The organism is Agromyces sp. P1_H4 (assembly GCF_056405255.1).
Genome location: NZ_JBFUCL010000419.1, coordinates 1 through 2,829 on the forward strand (window position 1 = coordinate 1; position 2,829 = coordinate 2,829).

4 protein-coding genes are annotated in these 2,829 nt (G+C 72.9%); all 4 read right to left on the minus strand.

The genetic code is table 11. From position 1 onward, the window contains the following. Positions 1 to 58: 58 nt before the first annotated feature. Positions 59 to 520: an SRPBCC family protein gene (locus AC1DY2_RS18210; protein ID WP_476763692.1), complete on the minus strand. Its 462-nt coding sequence runs from the start codon at positions 518 to 520 to the stop codon at positions 59 to 61. Then, positions 517 to 876 (minus strand): ArsR/SmtB family transcription factor, encoded by a 360-nt coding sequence (locus AC1DY2_RS18215; protein ID WP_476763693.1) that lies wholly within the window; start codon positions 874 to 876, stop codon positions 517 to 519. Before AC1DY2_RS18215 ends, AC1DY2_RS18210 begins: the two co-directional genes overlap by 4 nt. An 84-nt stretch (positions 877 to 960) precedes the next feature. After that, positions 961 to 1,689: an MBL fold metallo-hydrolase gene (locus AC1DY2_RS18220; RefSeq protein WP_476763694.1), complete on the minus strand. Its 729-nt coding sequence runs from the start codon at positions 1,687 to 1,689 to the stop codon at positions 961 to 963. 11 nt (positions 1,690 to 1,700) lie between these two features. Continuing rightward, a complete protein-coding gene (locus AC1DY2_RS18225) occupies positions 1,701 to 2,801 on the minus strand; it encodes a hypothetical protein (RefSeq protein ID WP_476763695.1) in 1,101 nt (366 codons plus the stop codon). Positions 2,802 to 2,829 lie beyond the last annotated feature (28 nt).

Genomic DNA, 2,829 nt, shown 5'->3' on the forward strand with positions numbered 1-2,829 from the left:
CCCCCTAGGGGTTGCGCACCCGCCGATCGACCCTGCATCTGCTGCGCGAGACCGGGGACTACGTGAGCGCGCCCTCCAGCTTCGCGAAGCACCCGCGCCAGCCCTCGGCGTTCTGGTCCCGCAGGGAGGCGTCGGCGTGGCCCGTCTGCCGGAACCGCATGCGCGTGCGCGGGGCATCCGGCGTGCCGACGTCGTCGAGCTCGACCGTCACGAGGGTCTCGGGGCCGGCCTCTCCGCCGTGGACCTGGGTCAGCGTCAGCTGGATGCGCCTGGGTGGATCGAGCTCGAGGAAGGACCCGCGCTCGGAGTACGCGCGGCCGTCGCCGGCGCGGAACTCGAGGCTCCACGCGCCGCCCGGCCTGGCGTCGGCGTCCGCCGCCACGGTGGCGTAGTCGCCTGGGGCGAACCAGCGGGCGAGGGCGTCGGCGTCGGTCCAGTAGGCGAACACCCGCTCGGATGCCGCGTCGAACTCCTGCTCGATCTCGACCGCGAGTCCGCGGTCGGCCTGGGTCGTGCTCATGATGTCTTCCCCTCATCGGTGTGGTGCGATTCGGCGATCGCGTCGCGCTCGAGCTCGCGCCCGAGAGCGGCGAACCGCTCGTCCCAGATACCGCGATACTCCTCGAGCCACCGATCGACCTCGGTGAGCGGTTCGACCCGCAGCCGGCTCGGCCGGCGTTGGGCGTCGCGGCTGCGAGACACGAGGCCGGCCTCCTCGAGCACGCCGACGTGCTTCGAGATGGCGCGCTGCGTCAGGTCGAAGGGCTCGGCGAGCTCGGCGACGGATGCCTCTCCGACGACCTTGAGGCGAGCGAGGATCGATCGCCTCGTCGGGTCGGCGAGTGCCTGGAACGTGCGACTGAGTGCATCGGTCATTTCGTACCAATCGGTTCTGGAACTACTTGGTTCCATTAACGCGCTCGAAGCACCATCTGTCAAGGGCCACGTCGCCGGCGTCGGTCAGCGAAGGCGGAGCGACGGTCCGTGGCCGGGCAGGATGACCTCGAACGGCCGCCCGTCGAGCACCGTGTCCATCGACGCGCGCGCGAGCGCGTCGTCGTGGTTGAACATCGGCGCCAGCACGCCCGGCCCGTGATCCCTCGACGTCGGATGCCCCGTGACGATGCCATCGCCGCTGACGAGCACGCCGTGCTCGGGCAGCCAGTACATGAGGTGACCCGGCGTGTGGCCGGGCGTCAGGAGCGGAACGACCCGGTGACCGCTGAAGCGGTGCTCGCGATCGGGCTCGATCGGGCGCGGGTCGGGCACCCCCACGTCGGCGAGACCGCCCGCCGCGATGGCGCGGGCCGTCCACGCGATGACCGACGGCCGCCAGAGGCTCGGCAACAGGTCCCGCACGCCCACCTGGTGCGTCACCTCGCGGGTGACGTTCGGCAGCTCCTCGGCCGACGCGAGCACCGCGGCATCCGGCCACTCGACGAGCAGCCAGCGGATCCCGCCGATGTGGTCACTGTGCCCGTGGGTGACGAGCACGGCGGTGAGCTCGCCCCCGAGGTCGCCGAGCACGCGGGACACACGTTGCCGGTCGCTCGGGTAGCCGGCGTCGATGAGCGTGAGCGTGCCGTCGCCCGACAGCACGGTCCAGTTCACGAGCGGCGTCTGCACGAAGTGGATGCCGGGTGCGATGACCTCGACGTTCGGCTGCGTTCGCCCCGCGGTGCGCATCATGGTCGTGACGGTCAGGAGGTCTGGGCCACGATGGCCTGGGCGACCGCCGGCGCGCCCGCCCCCTCGATGGCGTAGAGGGAGTCGCCGATGGCGAGGTAGGCGATCGCGGCCCGGTTCTCCGCCCCGTTTCCCACGGCACGCGCGTCGGCCGGGGCATCCGCCAACTCGAACGGCGTGAACGCCAGGTTCACGTCGGCCGCCGACCAGCGGTCGAAGAGGGACGCGAAGCCCCGGGCGGTCGTGATCGCGAGCACCGGCTGCCCGTCGACGTGGACGTCGCAGGTGAAGGTGCGGGCGGCGTCGGCGACCGCCTCCTCGAAGGACCCGGGTGCGGCGGCATCCGGCTCGCTCGCGACGATCTCCGCGGCCGAACCCTCGGGCACCCCGAGGGCGTCCAGGATGCCCGTCGCGTCCAGGTCGCCGGTGCAGAGCGCGTCACCCTGCCGCACGGCGACTGCCGGCCAGGTGAGGCGCGTGGCATCCGCCTCCTGCAGCACCGGGAACGCCGTCTCGCCGACCTGTGCGAGTCGGTCCATCATCGTGTCGGCGCCGAGCCCCGCGAACCGGCCGCCGGTCGAGGTGAGCGCGGCGGCACTGAGCGTGGCCTGCACCCATCCGCCGGCCACCGGTGCCGAGAGGCGCCATCCCGCGTCGCCTCCGGCAATGGACGCCTCGGTGCCGGCGATCGGGCGCGTCATGGTCGACGGCCCGTCGCCCATCGCAAGCGGAACCCACTGCGCGCCCGCGCCGGGCAGCACCTCGACGGTCAGGTAGGCCCAGTCGCTCGGCGCGTTGTACTCGGGCATGCCGGCGCCCACCCGCCACGAGCAGGCGCGTCCGCCGGCCCCGGTGAGCAGCGCCTGGTCGAAGGCGACCGACTCCTTCACCGCCGCGACAGGCTCGACGGCGACCCCGTCAGCGCCCTCGAGGGCGGCGGCGACCACCTCGGCCGGCACGAGCTCGTCACAGGTGAGCGGGCCGGATGCCACGGGCTCGGGCGACGGTGACGCCGACGGGCTCGACGTGGGAGTCGCCACCGGGGTGGCGAGGCATCCGGTGAGGGCGAAGAGAACCAGGCAGGCCGTGGCGGCGACGGCGGCGTTCAGGCGCACGGCACGAACCTAGCGCCTCGGTCGCGTC